This is a genomic window from Amycolatopsis sp. MJM2582 (assembly GCF_000754115.1).
GTDB classification, from domain to species: Bacteria; Actinomycetota; Actinomycetes; order Mycobacteriales; family Pseudonocardiaceae; genus Amycolatopsis; species Amycolatopsis japonica.
In genome coordinates, this window is the sequence record NZ_JPLW01000001.1 from 184654 (window position 1) to 204764 (window position 20111).

23 protein-coding genes are annotated in these 20111 nt (G+C 69.5%); 12 read left to right on the plus strand and 11 right to left on the minus strand.

Annotation, left to right across the window (positions count from 1 at the left end; genetic code table 11):
• Positions 1-40: 40 nt before the first annotated feature.
• Positions 41-556 carry a general stress protein gene (locus ED92_RS00795; RefSeq protein ID WP_037332126.1) on the minus strand — a complete coding sequence of 172 codons (516 nt, stop codon included), beginning with the start codon at positions 554-556 and terminating at the stop codon, positions 41-43.
• A gap of 60 nt (positions 557-616) precedes the next feature.
• Positions 617-1813 carry an acyl-CoA dehydrogenase family protein gene (locus ED92_RS00800; RefSeq protein ID WP_037332128.1) on the minus strand — a complete coding sequence of 399 codons (1197 nt, stop codon included), beginning with the start codon at positions 1811-1813 and terminating at the stop codon, positions 617-619.
• A 158-nt stretch (positions 1814-1971) separates the two neighbouring features.
• On the opposite strand from ED92_RS00800, the gene ED92_RS00805 reads away from it, so the two are divergent.
• From ED92_RS00805 to ED92_RS00815, 3 genes are read left to right on the plus strand one after another with little or no spacing between them, the layout of a single operon-like run.
• Positions 1972-2289, plus strand: coding sequence for a DUF4190 domain-containing protein (locus ED92_RS00805; RefSeq protein ID WP_037332130.1), 318 nt, complete (start codon positions 1972-1974; stop codon positions 2287-2289).
• A gap of 31 nt (positions 2290-2320) precedes the next feature.
• Positions 2321-2695: a DUF4190 domain-containing protein gene (locus ED92_RS00810; RefSeq protein ID WP_037332132.1), complete on the plus strand. Its 375-nt coding sequence runs from the start codon at positions 2321-2323 to the stop codon at positions 2693-2695.
• A 52-nt stretch (positions 2696-2747) separates the two neighbouring features.
• Positions 2748-3383, plus strand: a complete 636-nt coding sequence (locus tag ED92_RS00815; RefSeq protein WP_037332135.1) for a DUF4190 domain-containing protein — start codon at positions 2748-2750, stop codon at positions 3381-3383.
• Between the two features lie 18 nt (positions 3384-3401).
• On the opposite strand, the gene ED92_RS00820 is transcribed toward ED92_RS00815, so the two are convergent.
• Both ED92_RS00820 and ED92_RS00825 read right to left on the minus strand, forming a co-directional pair.
• Positions 3402-4490 (minus strand): hypothetical protein, encoded by a 1089-nt coding sequence (locus tag ED92_RS00820; RefSeq protein WP_235213170.1) that lies wholly within the window; start codon positions 4488-4490, stop codon positions 3402-3404.
• Between the two features lie 66 nt (positions 4491-4556).
• Positions 4557-5402, minus strand: a complete 846-nt coding sequence (locus ED92_RS00825) for a slipin family protein (protein ID WP_037332136.1) — start codon at positions 5400-5402, stop codon at positions 4557-4559.
• Between the two features lie 88 nt (positions 5403-5490).
• Between ED92_RS00825 and ED92_RS00830 the strand changes: the two genes are divergently transcribed.
• From ED92_RS00830 to ED92_RS00845, 4 genes are read left to right on the plus strand one after another with little or no spacing between them, the layout of a single operon-like run.
• Positions 5491-6402 (plus strand): aminoglycoside phosphotransferase family protein, encoded by a 912-nt coding sequence (locus tag ED92_RS00830; RefSeq protein WP_037332137.1) that lies wholly within the window; start codon positions 5491-5493, stop codon positions 6400-6402.
• Between the two features lie 44 nt (positions 6403-6446).
• The gene (locus ED92_RS00835; protein ID WP_037332139.1) at positions 6447-7745 is read left to right on the plus strand and encodes a magnesium transporter MgtE N-terminal domain-containing protein; all 1299 of its coding nucleotides are present in this window, start codon (positions 6447-6449) and stop codon (positions 7743-7745) included.
• Positions 7738-8247, plus strand: a complete 510-nt coding sequence (locus ED92_RS00840) for a DUF1003 domain-containing protein (RefSeq protein WP_037332140.1) — start codon at positions 7738-7740, stop codon at positions 8245-8247. Before ED92_RS00835 ends, ED92_RS00840 begins: the two co-directional genes overlap by 8 nt.
• A gap of 9 nt (positions 8248-8256) precedes the next feature.
• The gene (locus ED92_RS00845; RefSeq protein WP_037332142.1) at positions 8257-9402 is read left to right on the plus strand and encodes an Mrp/NBP35 family ATP-binding protein; all 1146 of its coding nucleotides are present in this window, start codon (positions 8257-8259) and stop codon (positions 9400-9402) included.
• Positions 9403-9499: 97 nt separating this feature from the next.
• Here the strand turns inward: ED92_RS00845 and tatB are convergent, their stop codons facing one another.
• Together tatB and ED92_RS00855 are read right to left on the minus strand one after the other, a co-directional pair.
• Positions 9500-9910: a Sec-independent protein translocase protein TatB gene (gene tatB, locus ED92_RS00850; protein ID WP_037332145.1), complete on the minus strand. Its 411-nt coding sequence runs from the start codon at positions 9908-9910 to the stop codon at positions 9500-9502.
• Between the two features lie 55 nt (positions 9911-9965).
• Positions 9966-11507: a trypsin-like peptidase domain-containing protein gene (locus ED92_RS00855; protein ID WP_037332148.1), complete on the minus strand. Its 1542-nt coding sequence runs from the start codon at positions 11505-11507 to the stop codon at positions 9966-9968.
• Positions 11508-11667: 160 nt separating this feature from the next.
• Between ED92_RS00855 and ED92_RS00860 the strand changes: the two genes are divergently transcribed.
• Positions 11668-12300 carry a hypothetical protein gene (locus ED92_RS00860; RefSeq protein ID WP_037332150.1) on the plus strand — a complete coding sequence of 211 codons (633 nt, stop codon included), beginning with the start codon at positions 11668-11670 and terminating at the stop codon, positions 12298-12300.
• Positions 12301-12309: 9 nt separating this feature from the next.
• On the opposite strand, the gene ED92_RS00865 is transcribed toward ED92_RS00860, so the two are convergent.
• The gene (locus tag ED92_RS00865; protein ID WP_037332152.1) at positions 12310-12987 is read right to left on the minus strand and encodes an anti-sigma factor; all 678 of its coding nucleotides are present in this window, start codon (positions 12985-12987) and stop codon (positions 12310-12312) included.
• Positions 12984-13604 carry an RNA polymerase sigma factor SigE gene (sigE, locus tag ED92_RS00870; protein WP_037332153.1) on the minus strand — a complete coding sequence of 207 codons (621 nt, stop codon included), beginning with the start codon at positions 13602-13604 and terminating at the stop codon, positions 12984-12986. Before sigE ends, ED92_RS00865 begins: the two co-directional genes overlap by 4 nt.
• A 178-nt stretch (positions 13605-13782) precedes the next feature.
• Between sigE and ED92_RS00875 the strand changes: the two genes are divergently transcribed.
• Positions 13783-14433, plus strand: coding sequence for an O-methyltransferase (locus ED92_RS00875; RefSeq protein ID WP_037332154.1), 651 nt, complete (start codon positions 13783-13785; stop codon positions 14431-14433).
• Positions 14434-14455: 22 nt separating this feature from the next.
• Here the strand turns inward: ED92_RS00875 and ED92_RS00880 are convergent, their stop codons facing one another.
• Positions 14456-15691 carry an MFS transporter gene (locus ED92_RS00880; RefSeq protein WP_152610856.1) on the minus strand — a complete coding sequence of 412 codons (1236 nt, stop codon included), beginning with the start codon at positions 15689-15691 and terminating at the stop codon, positions 14456-14458.
• A gap of 105 nt (positions 15692-15796) precedes the next feature.
• Here ED92_RS00880 and ED92_RS00885 point away from each other — a divergent pair, with 105 nt between their 5' ends.
• Together ED92_RS00885 and ED92_RS00890 are read left to right on the plus strand one after the other, a co-directional pair.
• Positions 15797-16681, plus strand: a complete 885-nt coding sequence (locus tag ED92_RS00885) for a LysR family transcriptional regulator (protein ID WP_037332158.1) — start codon at positions 15797-15799, stop codon at positions 16679-16681.
• 69 nt (positions 16682-16750) lie between these two features.
• On the plus strand, positions 16751-17362 hold the full coding sequence (locus ED92_RS00890; RefSeq protein WP_037332159.1) for a phosphatase PAP2 family protein: 612 nt from the start codon (positions 16751-16753) through the stop codon (positions 17360-17362).
• An 8-nt stretch (positions 17363-17370) separates the two neighbouring features.
• Here the strand turns inward: ED92_RS00890 and ED92_RS00895 are convergent, their stop codons facing one another.
• Together ED92_RS00895 and ED92_RS41715 are read right to left on the minus strand one after the other, a co-directional pair.
• A complete protein-coding gene (locus ED92_RS00895; protein WP_037332162.1) occupies positions 17371-18834 on the minus strand; it encodes a M17 family metallopeptidase in 1464 nt (487 codons plus the stop codon).
• Positions 18835-18924: 90 nt separating this feature from the next.
• A complete protein-coding gene (locus ED92_RS41715) occupies positions 18925-19092 on the minus strand; it encodes a DUF3117 domain-containing protein (RefSeq protein WP_005155393.1) in 168 nt (55 codons plus the stop codon).
• Between the two features lie 195 nt (positions 19093-19287).
• On the opposite strand from ED92_RS41715, the gene ED92_RS00900 reads away from it, so the two are divergent.
• The gene (locus tag ED92_RS00900) at positions 19288-20082 is read left to right on the plus strand and encodes an enoyl-CoA hydratase/isomerase family protein (RefSeq protein WP_037332165.1); all 795 of its coding nucleotides are present in this window, start codon (positions 19288-19290) and stop codon (positions 20080-20082) included.
• The last annotated feature ends 29 nt before the right edge of the window (positions 20083-20111 follow it).

The window sequence follows — 20111 nt, forward strand, 5'->3', positions numbered from 1 at the left end:
CGGACCGCACGACGAACAGGTGAACGAGTACCGCCGAATGTCATCCGGCGGGGCGGCCGCCCAACGCCAGCTGGGCCAGGAGCTCACGGCCCTGTTCGGCCGAACGCGGCTGGCAGAGCACGTCGTACCGGCCGGCGACCAGCTGGCTCGCGGAGGAGAAGTCGCGGCGGGACATGCTGTAACTGATCGCGGCGAAGACCGTCCACGCCAGGATGCCGAGCACGAGCCCGCCGATCATGGGCTGCCAGGCGAACCCCTGGTTGTTGAACATGCCCAGCAGCAGCCCGATGATCAGGCCGAACCACGCGCCGGACACCGCACCGGTGCCCAGCACCCGGCCCCAGCTCAGCCTGCCGACGACGCGCTCGACGAGCATCAGGTCGACACCGACGATGGTCACGTCGGCGACCCCGAACTCCTTCTCCGCGAGGAAGCCGACGGCTTGCTGGGCTTCGCCGTACGTCGCGTAGGAACCGATCGGCCAGCCGGAAGGCGGTGTCGGCAGCCTGGGCAGCCCACCCGCGGCCCGGCCGCCTCCGCCAAAGGGAGCACTCACGTAATCACCTCTCGCCCGTCCTGGTCCATCTTCTCAAGGACGGGCGAAAGGCGCGAACGTTCAGGAGCGGGACTTGTACTCGCGAAGCAGACCGCGGCTGATGATGGTCTTCTGGATCTCGCTGGTGCCCTCGCCGATGAGAAGGAACGGCGCCTCGCGCATGAGGCGCTCGATCTCGTACTCCTTGGAGTAGCCGTAGCCGCCGTGGATGCGGAAGGAGTCCTGGGTGACCTCGGCGCAGTACTCGCTCGCGATCAGCTTCGCCATGCCGGCCTCGACGTCGTTGCGCGCGCCGGAGTCCTTGAGCCGGGCGGCGTTGACCATCATCAGGTGCGCGGCCTCGACCTTGGTGGCCATCTCGGCGAGTTTGAACGCGATCGCCTGGTGCTCGGCGATCGCCTTGCCGAAGGTCTTGCGCTGCTGGGCGTACTCCACCGCGAGTTCGAACGCGCGGATCGCGATGCCGCAGGCGCGGGCGGCGACGTTGACCCGGCCGACCTCGACACCGTCCATCATGTACGCGAAGCCCTTGCCCGGCGCTTCGCCGAGGACCTTGTCGGCACCGACCTTGTAGCCGTCGAACACGGCTTCGGTGGTGTCGACACCCTTGTAGCCCATCTTGTCGATCTTGCCGGGGATGGTGAGCCCGGGCGCGACCTCGCCGAAGCCCTCGGGCTTCTCGATCAGGAACGTGGTGAGGTTCTGGTGGGCCTTCTCCGCGCCTTCGTCGGTCTTGACGAGCAGCGCGATCAGGTTGGAGCTGCCGCCGTTGGTCAGCCACATCTTCGAACCGTCGATGACGTAACCGTCGTCGGTCTTGCGGGCGCGGGTCTTGATCGCGGCGACGTCGGAGCCGAGGTCCGGCTCGGACATCGAGAACGAGCCGCGGACCTCGCCGGTCGCCATCCGCGGGAGGAAGTGCTGCTTCTGCTCGGGCGTCCCGTGTTGCTTGATCATGTGCGCGACGATGAAATGCGTGTTGATGACGCCGGAGACGCTCATCCAGCCGCGCGCGATCTCCTCGACCACGAGCGCGTAGGTCAGCAGCGATTCGCCGAGGCCGCCGTACTCCTCCGGGATGGTGAGCCCGAACAGGCCCATCTCCTTCATCCCCTCGACGATTTCGGCGGGGTAGGTGTCGGAGTGCTCGAGCTCCTGCGCGCGCGGGATGACCTCCTTGTCCACGAACTGGCGGACCGTGGCCAGGATTTCGGACTGCACGTCGGTCAAGCCGGCGGTCTGGGCGAGGCGAGCCATCGCTGCTCCTAAATTCGCGCGCACCGGGCTCCCGGCGCTGGGTTACCGGTGAGTATGCCGTCTGACGTGGGAGCTCGCTATGAGCGCAGTCACGCGTACGCCATCCGTGAGCATGCCACTACAGTGACAAGCCGATCACAGTCCGAGGGGGACGAAACGTGGCTCAGCAGCCTTTCGGCGGGTTCCCGCCGCAGCAGCAGTACGCCTTCCCGAACCAGCCTCCGGCGCGGAGCAAGGATTCCGGCCTCGCGACGGCCGCCTTGATCTTTTCACTCTTCGGGCTGATCGGGCTGGTGTCCGTGATCCCGGGGATCGTCCTGGGACACGTCGCCTTCGCGAAAGCCCGGCGCGGCGAGGCCGGCGGCAAGGGCATGGCGCTCGCCGCGTTCGTCGTCGGCTACCTGATGATCGTCCTGTACGCCATCGCGGTCCCGGTCCTGCTCAACGTCGCCGCGAAACACGGCGCTTTCCGGTAGCGATACGGTCCTCGTCTACGAGGGGACCAGCATGACGAATCCGCACGACCCGTACGGGCATCAGCCGTCCGGGCAGTTCGAGCAGCCCTACGGACTCCAGCCGTACCAACCACCGCCGCAGCAGTACTACGTCCAGCCGGCCTATGTGCGGCCTCCGGACCAGGGCATGGCGGTGGCGTCGCTGGTGTGCTCTCTGATCGGGCTACTCATGTGCTTCCCGGCGATCCTGGGGATCATCTTCGGGCACATCGCGCTCTCGAAGGCCAAACGCGGTGAAGCAGGCGGCCAGGGCATGGCGCAGGCGGGCATGATCATCGGGTACGTCGTCACCGCGCTGTGGCTGATCCCGGTCATCCTGTGGTTCGTCTTCGTGGTGCTCGCGATCGGTGCCGCGGGCGTCTCGTGACCCGTCGCCGGACGATACGGTGGTGTCCCGCACGAACCAGGGGGCCAGCAGGATGAGCAGTTCCGACTCGCAGGACACACCGTCGACGTCGTCCTACACCGACTCGAACACCTTCTCGGATCCGACTTCCGCGTCGTCCGAAACGGTTTCGAGCCCGGCGGAACCGCAGCAGTTCCAGCCGCCCGCACCCTTCACGCCGCCTCCGCCGTTCGAGCCGCCCGCACCGTTCGAGGTGCCTTCGGCGTCCGCTCCGGCTCCGGAGCCGACACCGGTTCCGGTCGAGACGTACGGGCAGACCATCGATCCGCTGACCGCCGAGCCCGTCCCGCCGCCCTTCACGGCTCCGGACACTTCGGTTCCTCCGGTGTACACGCCCGTGCCGTTGCCTGCCGCTTATCCAGCGCCGCAGCCGTACAACCCGTACGCGATGGCGGCACCGCCGCGTTCGCAGGACAACGGGATGGCGATCGCCGGGCTGGTGTGCTCGCTCGTCGGGATCTGCTCGTGCGTGACCGTGATCGTCGGGCTGATCCTGGGGCACATCGGGCTGGCGAAGGCGAACCGCGGCGAAGCGGGCGGACGCGGCATCGCGCTCGCGGCGGTGGTCATCGCGTACATCGTCATCGCGCTGTACGTCGGGTTCATCGGGACGCTGATCATTCTCGGCGTGAACGGCGAGCTCGATTAGCGCTGGGCCTCGTCCGGCCTAGAGGTCGGCCGTCGTCGCCGCGTTCTCCAACGAGTGCAGGGAGACATACCGCTGCCGCTGGACGAATGCCGAGCCTCTGCCGGTGCCGAGGTGGGGTAACGCCGCCCGTAGCCGCCGGTGGTCGGGATGGCCTGGACCGGTCAGCAAGAAGACCTGATAGCGGCCATCCCTCCAGTTCTCGTCCGACGCTTCGATGACTTTGGCGATCTTGCGGTCGAACCGATCGTCGGAGGCACCGAGCCGCGCTGCCTCTTCCGAGGACCACTCGACATTGTCCCGGCGGTGAAGCACGGCGGGCACGTCGAGCTTCACCTGACGGTCCACGTAGAACGCCACACGCTCGATCGGCCGGAATGCCCGCCCGGATTGGCACACGTAAGCGGAGCAGGTCACGTACAGCGGCCAAGCGTGCTTCGCCGACACGACGACGGTGTCGTCGATCGTGACCGGTCGTTGTGCGTAGACGGTCATCAATCCGCTGCACCGCTTCAGCCATCGCGCGGCATCCACGTCGATATACGCTGCCAGTTCGAACATCTGGCGAAGCTCGAAGGGTATGTCGACGTTGATCGTCGAGTCGTGGTGCGCGAGCCGGTTCCGGAACTTGCGGACCCGCTCGACCGCGACGGCGACCTGTTTTCGCTTTCCCGACGAGTTCGGGAAAGCGCGATGAAGACAGTCGCGCCAGAGCTCCTCGTACTTGGGGCCGAGCAAACCGGACCAGAAACCGAAGCTCAACCCGGCGATGATCTGATGCCGGGTTTCCTTCCGCTGGGGGCGCAGCCGCTCCCGCACGGCGGCGACGGCCTCCGCCACATGGTCCCCACCCGGAGTCGGCAGCAAGAACCACGGGATGCCGCACTGATCCTCTCGGAAGTGCTCGCGAAGACACCTATCCAGAGCGTTACGAAGGAGCACCTCGAGATGGCCCACCACCTCGAAAGCGGCGGAAGACGTGCGCGCGCTCCACTCGTACAACCGCAGGGCCGCGACCTGGTCTCCCGACGCTCCTTCGAGATAGGGAGCCATTCGGGGTTCGGACAGCAGGTTCCAGACCATGGACTCTTCGGTCTCGACGGATGACACCCGAAGATGCTACCGTCAGTGACGAACGCCCCAGTGTCGCCTCTGATGCAAGCGCCTGGGGCTTCTTCACGTCTCGGAGACCTGACCCACGTCGCCCGGTTCCCTCGGCGCCGGCGCCACCTGACCGTTGGCCGGCGCGTCCTCCGGAGGCGCCTCCCGCTTCGGCGTGTTCGCGTCCAGGAAGCGCAGCAGCTCCACCGGGAACGGCAGGACCAGCGTCGAGTTCTTCTCCGCCGAAACCTGCACGACCGTCTCCAGCAGCCGCAACTGCAACGCCGCCGGGGTGTCGGCCATGGTCGCCGCCGCCTGCGAGAGTTTGTGCGACGCCTGCAGTTCGCCGTCGGCCGAGATGACCCGCGCCCGCCGTTCGCGTTCGGCTTCGGCCTGGCGTGACATCGAGCGTTTCATCGACTCCGGCAGCGCGACGTCCTTGATCTCGACCCGGTCGATGTGGATGCCCCAGTCCAGCGCCGGGCTGTCGATCATCAGTTCCAGGCCCTCGTTCAGCCGTTCGCGGTTGGACAGCAGGTCGTCCAGGTCGCTCTTGCCGATGATGGACCGCAGCGAGGTCTGCGCGACCTGCCCGACGGCCGAGCGGTAGTCCTGCACGTTGACCGCGGCCAGCACCGGGTCGATCACCTTGAAGTACACGACCGCGTCCACCCGCACGGTGACGTTGTCGCGGGTGATGCCGTCCTGCGCGGGGATCGGCATCGTGACGATCTGCATGTTGACCTTCTGCAGTCTGTCCGCGATCGGCACGAGCAGCGCGAGCCCCGGCTCCCGGATGGCCGGGCGCACCCGCCCGAACCGGAACACGAGACCGCGTTCGTACTGTTTCACCACGCGAAGGCTGGCCGCGAGCCAAGCTCCGCCCGCGACGGCGACCGCACTGAGAATCTCCACCACCATGGCTGCTCCCGGGGTTGTTCTCGCTGTTCACGGTACGCCCGGCGAGTCACGGGGGAAACACGGTGGACAGGCCTGCCAAGGTGGGTTCGTGACCGGTTTCAAGATCCCGCCCAAGTTCCTCGACCGCGCCGCCGACCTCGGCCCCGGAGCCGCCGAGTGGCTCGATTCCCTCCCGTTCCTCGCCGAGAAGTACACCGCCAAGTGGCAACTCGAATACGACGGCGAGGCCATGCACGGTTTCGTCGGCGTCGCGCAGCCCGTACGCCGCGCGGACGGCTCCCCCGCGATCCTCAAACTCGGCTGGCCGCACGAGGAGTCCGACGACGAACCGCTCGCACTGTCCACTTGGGCCGGTCAGGGCGCGGTCCTGATGTACGACAACGTGCCCGAGGACGGCGTGCTGCTCCTGGAGCGGCTCGACGCCACCCGGTCGCTGGAAACGGAGCCGATCCAGGAGGCCGTCGAGACGGTCGGAGCGCTGGCGCGCCGGCTGGCCGTCCCCGCTCCCGAAGCCCTGCAGCGGTCTCTTCGGGAAGAGGCCGCGGAGCTGGTCACCGAACTCCCGGAGACCTGGAGCGAGCTGGGCGAACCGTTCGACCGCAAGTACGTCGACGCGGCGGTGGAGATCTGCGTGAGCCTCGGGCCGGAAGCCGGTGAGCTGATGGTGAACGAGGATCTGCACTTCGAGAACGTCCTCGCCGGAGCGCGCGAACCGTGGCTGGTGATCGACCCGAAGCCGCTTTCGGGTGATCTGGAGTTCGGTGCGATCTCGATCCTCTGGAACCGCGCGGAAGAGTCCACAATGGACGAAAAGCTCAAGTGGTTCTGCGCGGCGGCCGGGGTGGACGCGGAGCGGGCGCGGGCGTGGACGCTCGTGCGCGCGGTGCAGAACTGGACCTGGCTGTACGAAGACCTCGCCGAGGGCGCCTCGCCCGAGACCGTCGCCGAAGACCCGGCCTACGCCGCCGTCCCCGGAATCGCGGCCTGGGCATTGCGGTGATCACACGAATCGTCGTGGGCCCCGGGAGCGGATAACCTTCGGGCATGGCAGCCGTGAACAGGGTATTCGCAGCCCAGCTGGCCGGTTTGCCGGTTTTCGGGCCCGATGGCGAATCGATCGGCAAGGTGCGGGACCTGGTGGCGGGCCTGCGCCTCGATCAGCAGCCGCCCCGGATCCTGGGCATCGTGGTCGAGCTGACGACGAGGCGCCGCGTGTTCGTGCCGATGTTGCGGGTGACCTCGATCGAGCCCACCGCGGTCACGCTCGCCACCGGATCGGTGAACATGCGGCGCTTCCACCAGCGGCCCAACGAGGTGCTGGTGGTCGGGCAGCTCTTCGATGCGTACGCCACGCTCGCGGGCTCGGACACCAGGATCACCGTCGTCGACGCCGCCATGGAACCGACGCGGACGCGGGACTGGGTGCTCGCGAAACTCGCGATCCGTGAACGGTCGAGCAGGCTCGGCCTCGGCAGGCGGCGTTCGGCGATGCAGGTGCTGCCGTGGTCGGAGGTGTCCGGGCTCGGGCTCACCGATCTGACCGGCCAGACCCAGGGCGCGGCGCAGCTGCTGATGCTGTTCGACACGATGCGCCCGGCCGACGTCGCCGCCACGGTCCGCGATCTGCCGCTCAAACGACGGCACGAGGTCGCCGACGCGATGGACGACGAGCACCTCGCCGACGTCATCGAGGAGCTTCCCGAGGACGACCAAAAGGAACTGCTGTCCTACCTGGCCGAGGAACGGGCCGCCGACATCCTCGAAGCGATGGACCCCGACGACGCCGCCGACCTGCTGGCCGAACTGGCGCCCGCCGAGCAGAACCGCTTCCTGGAGCTGATGGAACCCGAGGAGTCGGCGCCGGTGAAGCGGCTGCTGGAGTACTCGTCCGACACCGCGGGCGGTCTGATGACCCCCGAGCCGGTGGTGCTGACCCCGGACGCCACGATCGCCGAGGCCCTCGCGCACATCCGCAACGCGGACCTCCCAGTGGCGCTGGCGAGCATGGTGTTCGTCTGCCGTCCGCCCACGGAGACGCCGACGGGGCGCTTCGTCGGCGTCGTCCACTTCCAGCGGTTGCTGCGCGAGCCACCCGCGGAGATGGTGGCGAGCGCCATCGACTCCCAGCTGCCCGCGCTGCGGCCGAAGGCCACGTTGTCCGAGGTCACGCGCTACTTCGCCGCCTACAACCTCACCTGCGGGCCGGTGGTGGACGCCGAGGATCACCTGCTCGGCGCGGTCACCGTCGACGACGTGCTCGACCACCTGCTCCCGGAGGACTGGCGCGAGACCGGGCTGCACGACATCACCGGCGAGATCACCGAGGAGGCCGAACGTGCCTGAACTGACGTCCGGGCGGCGGCTCGACCAGCCCCGCGGCCAGAGCCGGTTCAGGCTGAACATCGACCCCGACTCGTTCGGCCGGTTCACCGAACGGATCGCGCGGTTCCTCGGCACCGGCAAGTACCTGTTCTGGCAGACGCTGATCGTCATCGTCTGGATCGTGCTGAACCTGGTCGCGGTCTCGCTGCGGTGGGACCCGTACCCGTTCATCCTGCTGAACCTGGCGTTCTCGACGCAGGCCGCGTACGCCGCGCCGCTGATCCTGCTCGCGCAGAACCGGCAGGACGACCGCGACCGCGTCTCCCTCGACGAGGACCGGAACCGCGCCGCGCAGACGAAGGCCGACACCGAATACCTCGCGCGGGAGCTCGCGTCGCTGCGGATCGCGCTCGGCGAGGTCGCCACCCGGGACTTCCTGCGGGGCGAGCTCGACCGGCTCCGCGAGGATCTCGACGCCAAGCCGCGCAAGGCCAAACCCGACCGCACGCCTACCGGTACGTAACATGGTGGGGTGACCAGTACGCAGCAACTCCCCAGCGTCGACGATGTCCGCACCGCGCTGAAGGCCGTGTACGACCCGGAGATCAAGAAACCGATCACCGAACTCGGCATGGTCAAGGACGTGGAGGTCGGCTCGGACGGTGTGGTCACCGTCGGGATCTACCTGACGGTCGCCGGCTGCCCGCTGAAGGCGACGCTGACCAACGACACCACCGAAGCCGTCAAGAAGCTCCCCGGCGTCAACGACGTCCGGGTCGAGCTCGACGTGATGAGCGACGAGCAACGCACGGAGCTGCGGAAATCCCTGCGCGGTGACGCCGCCGAACCGGTGATCCCGTTCGCGCAGCCGGGCTCGCTGACGCGCGTCTACTGCGTCGCGTCCGGCAAGGGCGGCGTCGGCAAGTCCTCGGTGACGGTGAACCTCGCGGCCGCGATGGCCGAACGCGGGCTGTCCGTCGGCGTGGTGGACGCGGACATCTACGGGCACTCGGTGCCGCGGATGCTCGGCGCGCGGGAGAAGCCGACCAAGGTCGACACCATGATCATGCCGCCGCAGGCACACGGCGTGAAGGTGATCTCGATCGGCATGTTCACCCCGGGCAACACCCCCGTGGTGTGGCGCGGGCCGATGCTGCACCGCGCGCTGCAGCAGTTCCTCGCCGACGTGTTCTGGGGCGACCTCGACATCCTGCTGCTGGACCTGCCGCCGGGCACCGGCGACATCGCGATCTCGGTGGCGCAGCTCATCCCGAACGCGGAGATCCTGGTCGTCACCACGCCGCAGCAGGCGGCCGCCGAGGTGGCCGAGCGCGCGGGCGCGATCGCGCTGCAGACGCGGCAGCGGGTGGCCGGGGTCATCGAGAACATGTCGTGGCTGGAGACGCCCGACGGCCAGAAGATGGAGATCTTCGGCTCCGGCGGCGGGCAGTCGGTCGCCGACTCGCTGTCGAAGTCGGTCGGCTCGACGGTGCCGCTGCTCGGGCAGGTCCCGATGGACCCGCGCGTGGTCTCCAACGGCGACGCGGGCACGCCGATCGTGCTGGCCGAGCCGGACGCGCCGGCGTCGCTCGTGCTCAAGGAGGCGGCGAAGAAGCTGACCGTCCGGGCGCGCGGGCTGGCCGGGATGATGCTGAACGTCACCCCCGCGGGCCGCTGACCGTCCCCCTACTTATGCATTTAGTCCTCTGGATGCGGTACTTGCGTGCGCAAGGATCGCATCCAGAGGACTAAATGCGTCGGGTTGAAGGCCTGGGTCAGGTGGCGTCCGGGTCGACCGGAGGGCGCTCACCGGGCTTCAGCGGCTCGGGCTGCGAAGCCGGCGCCGGGTGGCCGTTGGGCTTCGAAGCGCCATTGGACCCGTTGGTGCCGTTGACGTTGTTGAGCCCCAGCGGATCCGTGTCACCGTCGAACAGGTGCTGGGTGACGACCCGCTTCGGGTCGAAGTTCCGCAGGCCCCGCAGATCCTCCAGCGGCTTGCGCAGCTGATCGAACTCCGGGCCCATCTCCTCGCGCAGCTGCGTCTTGGCCCCGGTCGCGAAGTCGCGGACCTTGCGGACGCTCTTCGCCACCCAGGACGCCGCTTCAGGCAGCCGCTCCGGACCGAGGATGAAAAGACCCGCGACGACGATGATGAGGATCTCTCCCCAGCCGACACTCTCGAACACCCGTGTGAACCTCCGCCTCGGCGTCTTCCCCGTTCAGGGTACCCGGCCGAACTCGCTAGTCCGAGGCCAGTTTCACGTCCACGACAAGTGAAGACCCATCCCGGACAAGCCGGACAGGGACCACTTCGCCGACTTCGCGAGCGCGGACCGCGACGAGCAGTTCCGCCGAGTCGCGCACGAGCCTGCCGCCGACTTCCGTGATGACGTCGCCTTCTTTGATCCCCGCCGAGGCCGCGGGGCCCCCGGGGGCGACGTTGCGGACCTGTGCGCCCATGGTGCTGGAGCCCGCGACGGTCGACGAAGCGTTGATGCCGATGTCGGGGTGGACGACCTTGCCGTCCTTGATCAGTGTTTTCGCGATCTTCACCGCGTAGTCGCTGGGGATGGCGAATCCGATGCCGATGCTGCCGCCTTCGGCGCTGGACGAGCGGATCGCCGAGTTGATCCCGACCAGCGCGCCGGTCGCGTCGACGAGCGCACCACCCGAGTTGCCGTGGTTGATCGCGGCGTCGGTCTGGATGGCCTCGTAGATCACCGGCGCGCTGCCGCCGTCGCCGCCCGCGGTCACCGGGCGGTTGAGCGCGCTCACGATGCCGGCGGTGACCGAGTTCTGCAGGGCCAGCGGCGAACCGACGGCGATCACCGAGTCGCCGACGGCCAGGTCGGACGACTTCCCGACCTGGAGCGCGGTGAGGTTCTTGACGTCGACCTTGACCACGGCCAGGTCGGTTTTGGCGTCCGCGCCGACGACCTTCGCCTCGACGCGCTTGCCGTCGAAGAACACGGCGGTGACCTTGGTGGCCGCGTCGGCCGTCGCGGCGGAGATCACGTGCTCGTTGGTGAGCACGTAGCCCTGGTTGTCGATGACGACGCCGGAGCCCTGCTGGCCCGCGTCGGCGCCGGGTTTGAACACCTCGAGCGAGACGACGGCGGGCGCCACCCGATGGGCGATGTCCGCGATCGAACCCGCCGGCCGTTCTTTGGCCGCGTCGGCCTCGGAGATGCTGGCCTGGCCGGTCAGCTCGGTGCCGGTGTCGGCGAACCACCAGCCGATCAGCCCGCCGACCGCGCCGATGGCCAGCGCGACCGCGGCGAGCATCGCCAGCGCCTTCGTCTGCACACGCCGCCCGAAGAGGACCTCCGGAAGGCTCAGCAGCGCACCCTGCGGGCGCTTCGCCTGCTTCTCTTCTTCCGTGTCCTGCTGCACGGCGGGCCCGGCGAGCACCGCGCCGGAACCGGGATCACGCCACGGGTCCGACGTCGTGGTCCAAAGCGGATCTTCCGCGCCGCTCGCGGACGGCCCGGAGCCGTTGGTCCCGTGCGGCCGCTCCAGCACGACACCTTCGGCGCCCGGCGGGCGGCGGAAGGCTTCGGCGAGCGATTCCGGCGTCGGGGGCGCCAGATTCAGGCCCGGCGCGGGCTGTCCGTTCGCGCTGGGCTGGTACAGCTTGTCGAAGGCGCCATCGACGCCATGCGGCCTCCCGAACGTGGCCGCCTGCGCCGGATCGACGGCGGGCCGGGCCAGCGGGCGCGGTGCCAGCCGATCCCCCGCCGGGTCACCAGGCTGCTGCGGTTTCGCGTTCGGCTGCTCGGTCATCATTCCCCGGGGCTGAGATCAGGTTGGCCGGACGCGAGAGTACGCCAAGCCTCGCCCTGGATTCTGCCGTGACCACGGTGAAGTGCGCGTTGATTCCCCGGACCGGACAGAAATGTGACACTTGCCGCGAAGATGTCTCACTTATGGCACGCTGACGGCCATGTCGCAGAATCCGGGGGCCCCTTATCCGCCCCAGAACGTCCCTCACCAGCAGTGGCCGCAGCAGCAGGGCTGGCCGCAGCCACCGAAGAAGAAGGGCCTGAGCACCAAGGTGAAGGTGCTGCTGCTCGTGGCGGCACTCGTCGTGGTCGGCGGCGGGATCGGCCTGGTCGTCGTGATGAAATCGGTCGCGGGGCCGGAGAAGCAGGCCACCAAGGTGGAGGCCGGCGACTGCGTCCAGCTGACCGGCGCCGGGAAAGAGGCGGACGCGGTGAAGGCCGCCTGCGACGACCCGCGGACGCCGTACGTCGTGAGCGTCAAGGGCACGGTCAAGGGCGACTGCCCGGAGGGCTTCTACAGCTACTCGGTGGCGACGCCGCTGCGCGGTGACGGTGTCGGACTCTGTCTGGGGATCAACGCCCGGATCGGCCTGTGTTTCGACGTCATCAAGACCAAGACCCCGCCGCCGCTGGTGGACTGCTCGCGAGCGCGGCTGAAGATCAGCGAGGTGTTCGACAAGGCCAGCTACGTGAACAGTCCGTGCAAGGAGGGCACAGAAGAGGTGATCTCCTACTCGGCGTACGGCGCGACGCAGAAGTTCAAGAGCGCGACGATCTGCTTCGTCAAACCCTGACGGAGCGGATCAGCGGGCCGAGACGGGCATGGGCCGGCTGGACGTGCTCGGGCTCGGCGTGGGGCTGCGCGGTGGTTCCGGCTGGGTGCCGCCGCCCAGCTGCGCGGGCAGCAGCCCGGCGTTGACGCCCTGCGGCGGGGTGAAACCGGTGGCCGGCTGGTCTTCGGTGCCGTCACCCGAGGTCGCGACCAGGGCCAGGGCGCTCAGGACCAGGCCCGAAACGACGACTCCGGCGCCTTGCGCGTACTTCCGCCGGGCGAGGCCGAACCGCCCGCCGCCGAGGACGTTCGGCGACTGGCCCAGCGGTGCCGATGATCCCAACGGCGCGGTACCGCCCAAGACCCCGGTGTCGCGAAGGCCGGCGACCCGGTCGGGACGCTGGATGGCCACGAGCTGGCCGTCCGCGGTCATCGCCAGATTGTCCGGCGTGCCGGGAAGTTCGGTGTTCTGCGGGATGGAGCAAAGGCTGGCCAGGAAACCCGCCGACATCGACGGGGCTCCCGCCTGCTTCAGGGCCGCAACGGCCTGGCGCTGGGCGGTCACCTCGGCGGCGCAGGACTGGCAACGGGCGATATGCGCCGAAGCCCTGTCCTGGGCGCCGAGGGTCAGCTCGCCGTCCACGAAGGCGACGATGGCGTCCGGAAGCAGATGCGACTCGGGGAGTCCCCAACCTCGCGGTGCGGTCATACCCCCACCTTCGCAGACTCCTGCGCCGCGGCGCGACGACGCTCCAAAGAAGCGCGAAGCGCCTGGCGGCCACGGTGGATCCGGCTGCGCACGGTGCCGAGCTTGACACCGAGGGTGGCGCCGATCTCCTCGTACGAGAGGCCTTCGACGTCGCACAGCACGACCGCGGCACGGAACTCGGGCGGCAACTCGTCGAGCGCGGCCTGCAGGTCCGGGTCGAGATGCGTGTCCGAGTAGACCTGCTCGGGGCTCGGGTCGTCACCGACGATGCGGTCGGTGTCCTCGGGGAGGCCTTCCATCCGCACGCGCGAGCGGCGGCGGGCCATGTCGAGGAAGAGGTTCGTGGTGATGCGGTGCAGCCAGCCTTCGAACGTGCCGGGCTTGTAGGACGCGAGGGAGCGGAAGACCCGGATGAAGGTCTCCTGCGTCAGGTCCTCGGCGTCGTGGGCGTTACCGGTCAGGCGGTATGCCAGCCGGTACACGCGGTCGGCGTGCTCACGCACGACCTCGTCCCACGAGGGCGGCGTCCATGCGGCCTCGTCCACCGTCACCGGCGTGACCTGGTCCGCGTGCTGGTCCTGCATCGTGTCCTGCATCGGGGAAGTAGGCACCTCCATCAGCGTCTTCTCCCAACTACTCCACCCAACGCGGGCGATGAGCACGGTGTTCCCGTTGTCGAGGACCAGTCTGTCCGGCCTGCTTATGTTTCTAGTGAGACTGGACTGAGAGGAGGCTGAGAAGTCGTTACCAGGAGTCTTCTGCTCTTTTGGCGATAGGCAGCGCTAACCTCCGCGTGTGAATTCCGGGACGCATGCGGGCTCGCCTGCCGAGGCCGCCGACGCCGATCTCGTCGACGGCTACGTCCCCGACGACGAGGTACTGGCCGCCGCGCGGGCGCGGTCGGCCGATCTGGGATGCGGTCCGCTGAGCGCGGGCGCGGGCGCGACTCTCCGTTTCCTGGCCACGACGCTGCGGGCGAAGGCCGTCGTCGAGGTCGGGACCGGGGCCGGGGTGAGCGGGTTGTGCCTGCTCGGCGGCATGGTCGACGACGGGGTCCTCACCTCGATCGACATCGAGCCGGAGTACCACCGGGCGGCGCGGGCGGCGTTCCGCGAGGCCGGCTACCCGCCGGGGCGGACCCGGCTGATCATGGGGCGCGCGCTCGACGTCCTCCCCCGGCTCACCCCCGGCGGTTACGACCTGGTGTTCGTCGATTCGGCGCCGGTCGAGTACCCGAGTTGCTACGAGAAGGCCGTCGCTCTGCTGCGGCCCGGCGGGATACTGGCGTTCCACAACGTCTCGGGCACCAGGGTGACCGATCCCTCACGGCGTGATCCGGACACCCTCGCGCTCCGGGAGGTCGCGCGGGCCTTCCGGGAGGACGTGCGGCTGGTCCCGGCGCTGTTGCCGGTGGGCGGCGGGCTGCTGGTCGCCGCGATCGCGTAGCAAGGGACCTTTGCTACCACTTTCAGACCCGTTCCGTGAAGGCCTCCTTGAGAGACCCAGAGTCCCTCAAGGAGGCCTTCACGGACTTGGGGACCACCGCGACCACGGCCACCGCGGCGATGGCCAGCCAGGCGGCGGTGAGCACGATCAGCCACGTCCAGCCCGCGTGCCCGTACACGGTCGCGCCGACCGCACCGCCGACGCTGCTGCCGAGGTAATACGAAAGCGTGTAGAGCCCGCCCACCTGGCCGCGAGCGTTCTCGGGCGCTTCCGCCGCGGCCCAGCCGTTGGCGACGGCGTGCGCGGCGAAGAACGCGCCGGTCAGCACCACGAACCCGGCGACGACCACGGGCAGCGAGTCGGACAACGTCAGCGCGGCGCCCGCGATCGTGAGCAGCAGGGCACCGGCGAGCGACCGGCGACGCCCGAAGCGGCCGACGAGCTTCCCCGCCGTCGCGGACGAGACCGAGCCGATCGCGTACGCGAGGAAGACGAGCGACGCGATCGCGGGCGAGAGGTTCAGCGGCTCGCCGGTCAGGCGGAAGCCGGCGGCGTTGTAGAGCGCGACGAACGAGCCCATCGCCAGGAGCGCGACCGCGTACTGGACCAGCAGGACCGGCTTCCGGACGGCCGCGCCGAGCCCGGCCAGCACCGCCTTGCCCTGGTCACTAAAGCGCTCTGACCTGCGCCGATCCGCGAAAGTGGTAGCAAAGGTCCCTTGCTCCCCCGGCGGCAGGGCCAGCACCGTGACCACCGTGCAGACCAGCCCGACCCCCGCGACGACGAGCAGCGCGCCCTGATAGCCGAACGGTCCGGCGGTGAACCCGGCCGCGAGCCGTCCGACCATGCCGCCGACGGTGTTCCCGGCGATCATCGCGCCCACCGCTGCCGCCAGCCCGGCCTTCCCGAGCCGTTCCGCGAGGTAGGCCGCGGCCACGCCGGGGAACCCCGCGATGGCGACCCCCTGCAGCGCCCGCAGCACGAGCAGCGCCGGATAGCTCGGCGCCAGCGGCAGCAGGAAACCGAACACGACCGACGCGACCACCGAGGCGATGATCACCGGCCGCCGTCCCACCACCTCCGAAAGCGCCGCGATCGGCAGCACGGCGATCGCGAGCGCGCCGGTCGCGACGCTCACCGCGAGCGAGGCACCACCGGGATCGAGGTGGTACTGCTCGGCCAGTTGCGGCAGCACCGGCTGCGGCGCGTAGAGCAGCGCGAACGAGGAGATCCCGGCCGCGGCGACGGCGATCGTCACGCGGCGGGTGGTTCCGGGAGCAGGCACGACGTCGAAGCTAAGCCTCGCTAAACGATACGTCTAATACGCTCATCTGCCACAATCGATACCGTGCTGAATGAAAGGATGACCGCCCAGCTAGCCCCCCAGCTCGCTCTGCTCACCGCACTGCGCCGCACGACGAACGTCACACGCGCGGCGGAACTGCTCGGTGTCCCGCAGCCCACGGTAAGCCGCCGGATCGCGGCACTCGGCGAGGCCCTCGGCGCACCACTGACGGTCCCCGACGGCCGCGGCATCCGGCTCACCCGGGCCGCCGAGTTGCTCGCCGACGCCGCGGAGCGCGCTCTCGCCGCCGTCGACGCCGGGGTCCGCCAAGCCCGTGAGGAGGTCGACCCCGAATCCGGGCACATCGTCCTCGGCTTCCTGCACCTCCTCGGCCGTTCGCTGGTCCCCACGCTGCTCCGCGGCTATCGCGCGGACCACCCGGGAGTCCGGTTCACGCTGGTCCAAGGCTCGCGCCAGGACATGGTCGACCGGCTGACCAGCGGCGAGCTCGACCTCGCGCTGCTCGCGCCGGCCCCGGTCGACGACCCGCTGCTCGACACCGCCGTGCTGTCAGAGCAGGAGATCTTCCTGTCCGTGCCGACGTCGCACCGCCTCGCCGACCGGCCCAGCGCCGCCATCGAGGACCTCAAGGACGAGGAGTTCGTGCTCCTCGAGACCGGCTACGGCCTCCGCACCATCACCGACGAACTGTGCGCCGCGGCCGGCTTCGAGCCGAAGATCGCCTTCGAAGGACAGGAGTCCGACACCGTGCGAGGCCTCGTCGCGGCCGGGCTCGGTGTCGCGCTGCTCCCCCGTTTCGAGCCGGGCAGCCCGGCGGGTGTCGCCGAAGTCCCGCTGGTACCGCCGGTCGGCCGGACCATCGGGCTGGCTTGGCGCAAGGACGTCGTCCTGCCGCCCGCCGTCATGAGGTTCCGGGAACGGGTCCGCGCGCATCCCTGGTGACGATCGTCAGGGTCGGTCCCTGCCGTTCGTCCACCCCGCGGGCGCGTCGTTTTCGCTAACTTCGGGTGAATGTACGACGACATCGTGGAGTTGGCGGGGGAAAGCCCGAGCTGGCTTCAGGCGACCGGAATCCTGTTCACCGAAGCAGGACTGCTCGTCTTCGCGGCGCTTTTCGCCTGGATGCTGTGGCGGGCGCGCACCTCACCCGTCCGGATCGCCGTGGCGCTGCTGCCGCCCGCCGCGACCGCGATCGCGTACCTGATCAGCGAAGGCCTGAAAAGCGTGATCCAGGAGGACCGGCCGTGCCGGAACCTCGTCACGCTCGTCGACTGCCCGCCGATCGGCGACTGGTCCTTCCCGAGCAACCACTCCACCATCGGAGCGGCGGCCGCCGTCGGGCTGGCACTCGCTTGGCGGCGACTCGCGCCGTGGGTGCTCCCGGGCGCGGTGCTGATGGGCTTCTCGCGGGTCTTCGTCGGCGCGCACTACCCGCACGACGTGCTCGCCGGGCTCGTCCTCGGCTCCGTGACGGCGTGGCTCGTCTTCCGCTACCTGACCGGCCCCGCGACCGGGATCGCCCGGCGGCTCACCGCCCACGCCGGTGACGCGCCGACCCAGCCCATGCCCAAGGTCGACCTGCGGGGTGGGAGCAAGGGACCTTTGCTACCACCCCGCAGGTAAACCGCAGGTCAGGCGTAGGACGCGACCAGTTCGACCAGCGTCCGCGCCGCGAACCCGGTGGCCCCGGGCACGACGTCCGCGTAGGTCTTGTCGGCCCGCGCGGGGCCGGCGATGTCGAGATGCGCCCACGGCACGTCCCCGACGAACTCGCGCAGGAACAGCGCCGCGACGATGCCGCCGGGACCGCCCGGCGCCTGCCGGACGTCACCGAGCGAGCCCTGCACGGTCTCGGCCAGGTCCTCCAGCAGCGGCATCCGCCACCACGCCTCGCCGACACGCTCGCCCGCCTTCGTGACCCGCTCCGCGAGCGCGTCCTCGTTGGCGAAGACGCCGCCGGTGCGGACGCCGAGCGAGACCTTCATGGCGCCGGTCAGGGTCGCCGCGTCGATCACCGCGTCCGGCTTGTGCTTCTTGATGCCGTAGACGAGGGCGTCGGCCAGGACCATGCGGCCCTCGGCGTCGGTGTTGCCCACCTCGGTCGTCTTTCCGCCGTAGTGCCGGACGATGTCGCCGGGCCGGTACGACGAACCGGACACGTGGTTCTCGGCGGCGGGCACCAGCGCGGTCACCTTGACCGGCAGGCGCAGCGCGGCGATCGCGCGGACCGCGGCGATGATCGCCGCACCGCCCGCCATGTCGGTGCGCATGAGGTGCATGCCGTCGGCCGGTTTGATCGAAAGCCCACCGGTGTCGAAGGTGATGCCCTTGCCGACCAGCAGCAGATGCGTCGTCGCCCCGCGCGGCCGGTACTCCAGTTCGATCAGCCGCGGCGGCGCGGCCGAACCGCCACCGACCGCGAGGACGCCGCCGAAGCCCTGCTCGGCCAGCCACTTCTCGTCCCTGGCCGTCACGGTCAGGTTCGGCAGGCCGCCGGCGACGCGGACGGCCGTGTCGGCGAGCCAGGCGGGGGTCTTGATGTTCGACGGCGTGTTCGCCAGGTCGCGCGCGAACGCGGCGGCCGCGGCGAGTTCGCGGACCCGCTCCAAGGCGTCCGCGGCGTTCTCGTGGCGTGTGATCAAGCGCACGGTCCGCAGGCTCGGCTTGGGCTCCTCGGCCGTCACCGTGAACCGGTAGCCGCCGAGCAGGAGCCCGAACGCGAGCTCCTCGACGTGCTCGGCGCCCGCGTCTTCAGGCAGTTCGACGGCGAAGGCACGGAACGCCTTCTGGCCCGCCTTGACGTCTTCCTCCAGCGCCGACGAAACGGCGCGGACCAGCGCGGCACCGGCCTTGCGGTACTGCTTGGGCTCGCCGTCTCCGACGCCGGCCAGCCAGCGGACGCCGCCGGTCGGCACGGTCTGCACGTCACCGGCCTTGCCGGTGGGCCGCACGCCGCCGATCTCCGCGAGTCCGGCGTCACCGTCCTCTTCGGACGGCGCCGCGATCAGCGTGGCCAGCGGTGTCCCGCGCCTTAGGTCGTCCGAGACCTCGAGTTCGAGCAGCTTCCCCGGAACGGGGGGTAGCGGGTTACGCACAGTGAGCGACCTCCGGGCGCAGATGAACCGCGACCCCGGCCTCCGAAGGGAGACCGGGGTGCGGGTGGTTGAACGTTGGTGCGGTCCGGCTCAGCCGGTGACCTCCTGCAAGGCCGCGCCGAGATCCTTCGCTTCTTCCGCGGAGAGTTCGACGACGAGGCGCCCACCACCTTCGAGTGGTACGCGCATCACGAGGCCCCGCCCCTCCTTAGTCACTTCGAGGGGACCATCTCCGGTCCGGGGCTTCATGGCCGCCATAGCGTGCTCCCTCCGTCTCAACCGGCGCGCCCGGGTCGCGCTCGTCAAAGCCAGCCGGGTCTACTGTCCATTGTCCCTCATCAGCGGCCGAGCGCGAACGCGGACCGATCTTTTGCCGCCGTATCGGTGCTGGTATGCGGCTCGCGAGGCTGAAAGACTCGTCTCGGACCGCAGTTTCGCCGACTAGGAGATCCCGTGACCACATCCGACGTTCTGCTGACCGCCGACGCCGATGGCGTGCGCACCTTCACGCTGAACCGGCCGCAGGCGTACAACTCGCTGACCGTCGAACTCAAGGAACTGCTGCTGGCGGGCCTCACCGAGGCCGCGGCCGACGACAGCGTCCGCGCGGTCGTGCTGACCGGTTCGGGCAAGGCCTTCTGTGCCGGGCAGGACCTGAAGGAGCACGTCGGGCTGCTGCAGGCGGGTGACCCCGCTCCGCTACACACCGTCAAGGAGCACTACAACCCGATCGTCAAGACGATCGTCGGGATGCCGAAGCCGGTCATCGCGGCGGTGAACGGCCCGGCGGCCGGCGCGGGCGCGGCCTTCGCGTACGCGAGCGACCTCCGGATCGCGGCGACGTCGGCGAACTTCCTGATGGCGTTCGCGAACGTCGGCCTCGGCCCGGACTCGGGCGCGTCGTGGACGTTGCAGCGGCTGATCGGCCTCGGCCGCGCGGCCGAGCTGATGCTGATGGCGCGCACGGTCGACTCGGCCGAGGCGCTGACGCTCGGGCTGGTCAGCGAGGTCGTTCCGGACGAGGAACTGGCCGCCCGCGCGCAGAAGGTGGCCGCGAAGCTCGCGGCCGGCCCGACGGTCGCGTACGCGAAGATCAAGAACGTCCTCGCGGTCGCCGCCGAGTCCACGCTCGAAGAGGCGCTGGACGCCGAGGACGCCGCGCAGTCCGCGCTCGGCGCGACCGCGGACCACACCGAGGCCGTCGAGGCCTTCGTGGGCAAGCGCAAGCCGAACTTCCAGGGCAAGTAGTCGCTCACCGGACATGTCATGAAAGGGTC